This window comes from Sporosarcina sp. NCCP-2222 (assembly GCF_023168145.1).
Lineage (GTDB): Bacteria > Bacillota > Bacilli > Bacillales_A > Planococcaceae > Sporosarcina.
The window spans coordinates 14,109-19,057 of sequence record NZ_BQYK01000019.1; the positions used below are offsets into that span (position 1 = coordinate 14,109).

6 protein-coding genes are annotated in these 4,949 nt (G+C 48.0%); 1 reads left to right on the forward strand and 5 read right to left on the reverse strand.

The window, feature by feature from the left end:
• The 5 genes from wecB to rpiB form a co-directional block, all read right to left on the reverse strand.
• The coding region (wecB, locus tag NCCP2222_RS20630) for a non-hydrolyzing UDP-N-acetylglucosamine 2-epimerase (protein ID WP_375709234.1) at window positions 1-874 on the reverse strand (874 nt) is incomplete at its 3' end.
• 19 nt (window positions 875-893) lie between these two features.
• Window positions 894-1,523 (reverse strand): uracil phosphoribosyltransferase, encoded by a 630-nt coding sequence (gene upp, locus NCCP2222_RS20635; RefSeq protein WP_238078752.1) that lies wholly within the window; start codon window positions 1,521-1,523, stop codon window positions 894-896.
• 279 nt (window positions 1,524-1,802) lie between these two features.
• On the reverse strand, window positions 1,803-3,056 hold the full coding sequence (gene glyA / locus NCCP2222_RS20640; protein WP_282570745.1) for a serine hydroxymethyltransferase: 1,254 nt from the start codon (window positions 3,054-3,056) through the stop codon (window positions 1,803-1,805).
• A gap of 335 nt (window positions 3,057-3,391) precedes the next feature.
• A complete protein-coding gene (locus tag NCCP2222_RS20645; RefSeq protein ID WP_248514268.1) occupies window positions 3,392-3,961 on the reverse strand; it encodes a TIGR01440 family protein in 570 nt (189 codons plus the stop codon).
• A 12-nt stretch (window positions 3,962-3,973) separates the two neighbouring features.
• The gene (gene rpiB / locus NCCP2222_RS20650; RefSeq protein ID WP_248514269.1) at window positions 3,974-4,414 is read right to left on the reverse strand and encodes a ribose 5-phosphate isomerase B; all 441 of its coding nucleotides are present in this window, start codon (window positions 4,412-4,414) and stop codon (window positions 3,974-3,976) included.
• A 240-nt stretch (window positions 4,415-4,654) separates the two neighbouring features.
• On the opposite strand from rpiB, the gene NCCP2222_RS20655 reads away from it, so the two are divergent.
• Complete coding sequence (locus NCCP2222_RS20655; RefSeq protein WP_248514270.1) at window positions 4,655-4,894, forward strand: hypothetical protein; 240 nt, start codon at window positions 4,655-4,657, stop codon at window positions 4,892-4,894.
• The last annotated feature ends 55 nt before the right edge of the window (window positions 4,895-4,949 follow it).

Consider the following 4,949-nt stretch of genomic DNA (forward strand, 5'->3'; position numbering starts at 1 on the left):
CTTCTTGAATGCCGCCTGAATCCGTCAAGATAATATGGGACCGTGCCGCAAAATTGTGGAAATCCAATACTTCAAGCGGTTCAATCAAATGAACACGCTCGTTATCCGCAAGTATTTCCTGTGCCACTTCACGGACAGCCGGATTCATATGAATCGGATAGATGACCTGAATGTCGTCGTGTTTGTCGAGCAGGCGAATGATGGCGCGGAACATGTTGCGCATCGGATCTCCAAGGTTTTCCCGGCGGTGAGCCGTGAGCAGGATAAGACGATCGTCGCCGATTTTATCAAAAATCGGATGATGGTATTCTTCTTTCACTGTCGTCTGCAGTGCGTCGATGGCCGTATTCCCGGTAATGAAGATCCGGTCTTCCAGTTTGCCTTCATTCAGCAGATTGCGAGCCGATTGCTCAGTCGGTGCAAAATGAAGATCCGCAAGTACACCAGTCAATTGCCGGTTCATCTCCTCGGGATACGGGGAGAATTTATTCCCAGTCCGCAAACCGGCCTCGACATGGCCGACTGCGATCCGATTGTAGAAGGCCGCTAAACTGCCGATGAATGTGGTTGAAGTATCTCCATGAACGAGCACGATATCCGGCTGTGCTTCCTTCATGATTTGGTCAAGACCTTCCAATCCGCGCGTCGCGACATCGACAAGCGTCTGGCGCTCCTTCATAATATTCAGATCGTAATCCGGCGTTATGCCGAATGTATGAAGTACTTGGTCAAGCATTTGGCGATGCTGCGCCGTAACGGTGACAATCGATTCGATATCCTCCGTATGCTTTTCCAATTCCAGTACAAGCGGTGCCATTTTGATCGCTTCGGGACGAGTTCCGAAGATCGTCATCACTTTCCATTTCCGTGTCAAACCACTCACGCCTTCCCCGTTATTTCGTTCCGAAGAGTCGATCGCCAGCGTCTCCTAAACCTGGAACGATATATCCTTTTTCATTTAATTTTTCATCAAGTGCAGCGATGTAAACGTCCACATCAGGATGAGCTTCCGTAAAGATTTCGACGCCTTCCGGTGCAGCAATCAGGCACATGAACCGGATATTCTTCGCACCGCGTTTCTTCAAGGAATTGACCGCTTCTACAGCAGTCCCGCCAGTTGCCAGCATCGGATCCACCACGATGAATTCGCGTTCCGACACATCAGACGGCAATTTTACAAAATACTCATGCGGCTGCAAAGTTTCCGGATCGCGGAACAGACCGATATGACCCACCTTCGCGGCTGGAATCAATTTCAGAATGCCATCCACCATTCCGATGCCTGCCCGTAAAATCGGAACGATGCCAAGCTTCTTTCCTGCTAGCACCTTCGATTTCGCCATGCGGACCGGCGTTTCCACTTCCACCTCATCCAATGGCAAGTCGCGCGTAATTTCATACGCCATCAACGTCGCCACTTCATCAACAAGCTCGCGGAATTCTTTTGTTCCGGTATTTACGTCCCGGATATGTGTCAATTTGTGCTGAATGAGCGGGTGATCAAAAACGTGTACTTTCGCCATATAAATCGCTCCTTTTCGAATGTCCTGTACATTATAACAGAAACCTCCGCCAAGAGGCATTGTCAGTAAGCGCTTTGTTAAAGTTCATGAATGTAGAATTATTTGAGCATTTCTCTGCTGAACCAACACCATGCGCCAATTATGCTTATCGCCTGAATTTGTCGTTTTTTCGCTCTTCATACAATAGGACGGAACGGATATGAGTTGGGTTGCTTGCTAGGTTGGAAATATTTGATTCGAAATGAAAACAAGCCGCACAGAGGCGGCTTGTCGCATGGATTACTTATATAGTGGGAAACGGTCTGTCAATGCTGCAACACGTTGCTTCACTTCTTCTTTTACTGCTTCGTCTTCGTGGTTTTTCAGAAGCTTTGCAATGATAGCAGCAACTTCTTTCATTTCTTCTTCTTTAAATCCACGAGTAGTGACCGCCGGCGTTCCGATCCGAACACCCGATGTGACGAATGGGCTTTCCGTGTCAAATGGAATCGTGTTTTTATTCACAGTAATGCCGACTTCGTCCAAGACATGTTCTGCCACTTTTCCAGTAATGCCAAGTGATTTCAAATTAATGAGCAATAGGTGATTGTCAGTACCGCCAGAAACGATATCGACCCCTTCTGCCAATAATCCTTCAGCTAGCGCATGCGCATTTTTCTTCACTTGCTGGATATATGTTTTGAACTCAGGTTTCAACGCTTCACCGAAAGCCACCGCTTTTGCTGCAATGACATGCATGAGTGGGCCGCCTTGTATACCAGGGAAGATGGTCTTGTCGATTTTGCGTCCGAACTGCTCCGCAAATTCTTCATTGATCATAATCAAGCCGCCACGTGGTCCACGCAATGTTTTGTGTGTGGTCGATGTAACAAAATGAGCATGCGGCACTGGGTTTGGATGCTCTCCAGCTGCCACGAGACCCGCGATATGCGCCATATCGACCATGAGATACGCGCCCACTTCATCAGCGATCTCACGGAATTTCGCGAAATCGATCTCACGAGGATATGCACTCGCTCCAGCTACAATCATTTTCGGCTTGTGCTCTAGCGCCTTCTGACGTACGTCTTCGTAGTCGATGCGCTCATCTTCCTTGCTTACGCCATACTCCACAAAGTTATAAAGAATGCCGGAGAAGTTAACCGGGCTTCCGTGTGTCAAGTGTCCGCCATGGGACAAGTTCATGCCAAGCACTGTATCGCCCGGCTCAAGCACTGTGAAATAAACAGCCATATTCGCCTGTGCACCGGAGTGGGCTTGCACGTTCGCATAAGCAGCGCCAAAAATCTCTTTCAGACGGTCACGTGCGATATTCTCTACTACGTCGACATGCTCACATCCGCCATAATAACGCTTGCCCGGATAGCCTTCAGCATACTTGTTCGTCAAATAGGAGCCTTGCGCTTCCATGACTGCTTCTGTAACAAAGTTCTCGGATGCAATCAATTCAATATTGGCATTCTGGCGTTTCTTTTCAGCCATAATCGCCTCAAAAACCGCCGCATCTTCACGCTTCACATTGCTCAAATCCATGTGTCATTTCCCCTTTGCCTCAAATTTATATATGCCCGGTGAAGTGCCTGGCCTCATAACAAAGCCGGCAGCCCGACCGAAGCCGAGCGTCCCTTTCGCTCCAGATGGAAAGGTGCGCTTGGTTTCATTTTCAGTTATTGCTGTAAAGGTTTTGTCGTTTAGAATTATGTAGCCTGATGGAAGTCTAGCAGTCCATTGATAGTGAATAGGTCCCTCGGATTTCACATCTTTATTTCGTTCTCTTGCGAATATACGAGTGCTTGGTAGGTTGTGTAATGAATGCCAAGCCTCCCTTCCACTCTTGGCGGAAAGGAACACCTGGTTTTATTAATATCTTAACAATTCTCATCCAAGTCGCTTCGTTTATATACCGCCCGCTCGCCGCCAATTAATTTCGGGCGAGTCGTCGCAGCAGTCACGACAGCATCTCCGATAGTTTTAATCGAAGTCCGGATCGGAACAGCAACCGGTTTTAAGTGCATGCCGATGAGTGTCTGGCCAATATCGATCCCCGCATTTGCCCGAATGGATTCCACAACGACTGCGTCTTCCAAATGTTCAAATGCATAAGCGGACATAGATCCCCCTGCATGAATCACAGGTATGACCGATACAGGATCCAAATTGAACTTCTCGACAGCCTTACGCTCGATCGTCAAGGCCCTGTTAATATGCTCGCATCCTTGAAATGCCAAGTAGAGCCAATGTTTTTTCGCAAAGGCTTGCAATGGCGCAAATAATGCCTCTGCCACTTCCAATGCGCCGCCTGTGCCAATTCGCTTGCCGGCAATTTCGGACGTGGAGCAACCGACAACAAAAAATGTCCCCGGAACCGGTTTTGCTTGTTCTTCAAACTCCGTTAAAAGCTGTTCCAACTGCAGTTTCCACAAATGCAATGCATCCATTGTTCCACCGCCTTATTTATCTTCTAATTCCGCAAGCTTCGCGATGCGCCGTTCATGACGCCCGCCTTCAAATGGAGTATCCAGCCAAGTCGCGACAATTTCCCTCGCCAGCCCAGGCCCGATGACTCGCTCGCCCATCGCCAATATATTTGAATCATTATGGCCACGCGTCGCTTTTGCACTAAATACGTCATGCACCAAAGCACAGCGGATGCCCTTCACTTTATTCGCCGCAATCGACATGCCGATCCCTGTACCGCAAATCAGAATGCCACGGTCAAATTCCCCGCTGGCCACACCATTGGCCACAGGCGAAGCATAATCCGGATAATCCACCGATGCATCGGAATCCGGTCCATAATCCACATATTCCACATTCAATTCATTCAATAACTGCATAATTTCCTGGCGAAGCCGATTGCCGCCATGATCTGAAGAGATAGCGATTTTCATACCGATCCTCTTTTCGTAATTTACTCACAACTCATTCTATCATTGTTCAACAAAAAAACACAGTCCCCGCCATTTATTTCGGTGGCGGAAAGGAATGGAAAGCCTTGAGAAATAGGGGTGGTTTTAATGAGTGAAAGTGCTGCTTAGAAGGATAGGAGTAGTTCTGGGAACGGAAACGATTGGTTTGGACATTATACGAGTGGTTCGGTAGCGGATTCGAGCGGTTCATGAATTATACGAGTGGTTCGGAAGCGGAATCGAGCGGTTCGAGAATTATACGAGTGGTTTGGAAGTGAATTCGAGCGGTTCAGGAATTATACGAGTGGTTCCGAAGCGGAATCGAGCGGTTCGAGAATTATACGAGTGGTTCGGAAGCGGATTCGAGCGGTTCGAGAATTATACGAGTGGTTCGGAAGCGGATTCGAGCGGTTCGAGAATTATACGAGTGGTTCGGAAGCGGATTCGATTAAGTCCATATAATTGTGTAAATAGGAAAAAGCCACTTCCATCCCTGTGATAAAATGTTTTCAGCGAC

What these genes read in the sequence shown, in the direction of transcription:
- upp (WP_238078752.1), bottom strand. Translation starts at nt 1,523, where the DNA reads ATGGCGAAAGTACACGTTTTTGATCACCCGCTCATTCAGCACAAATTG.
- rpiB (WP_248514269.1), bottom strand. Translation starts at nt 4,414, where the DNA reads ATGAAAATCGCTATCTCTTCAGATCATGGCGGCAATCGGCTTCGCCAG.
- glyA (WP_282570745.1), bottom strand. Translation starts at nt 3,056, where the DNA reads ATGGATTTGAGCAATGTGAAGCGTGAAGATGCGGCGGTTTTTGAGGCG.
- NCCP2222_RS20645 (WP_248514268.1), bottom strand. Translation starts at nt 3,961, where the DNA reads ATGGATGCATTGCATTTGTGGAAACTGCAGTTGGAACAGCTTTTAACG.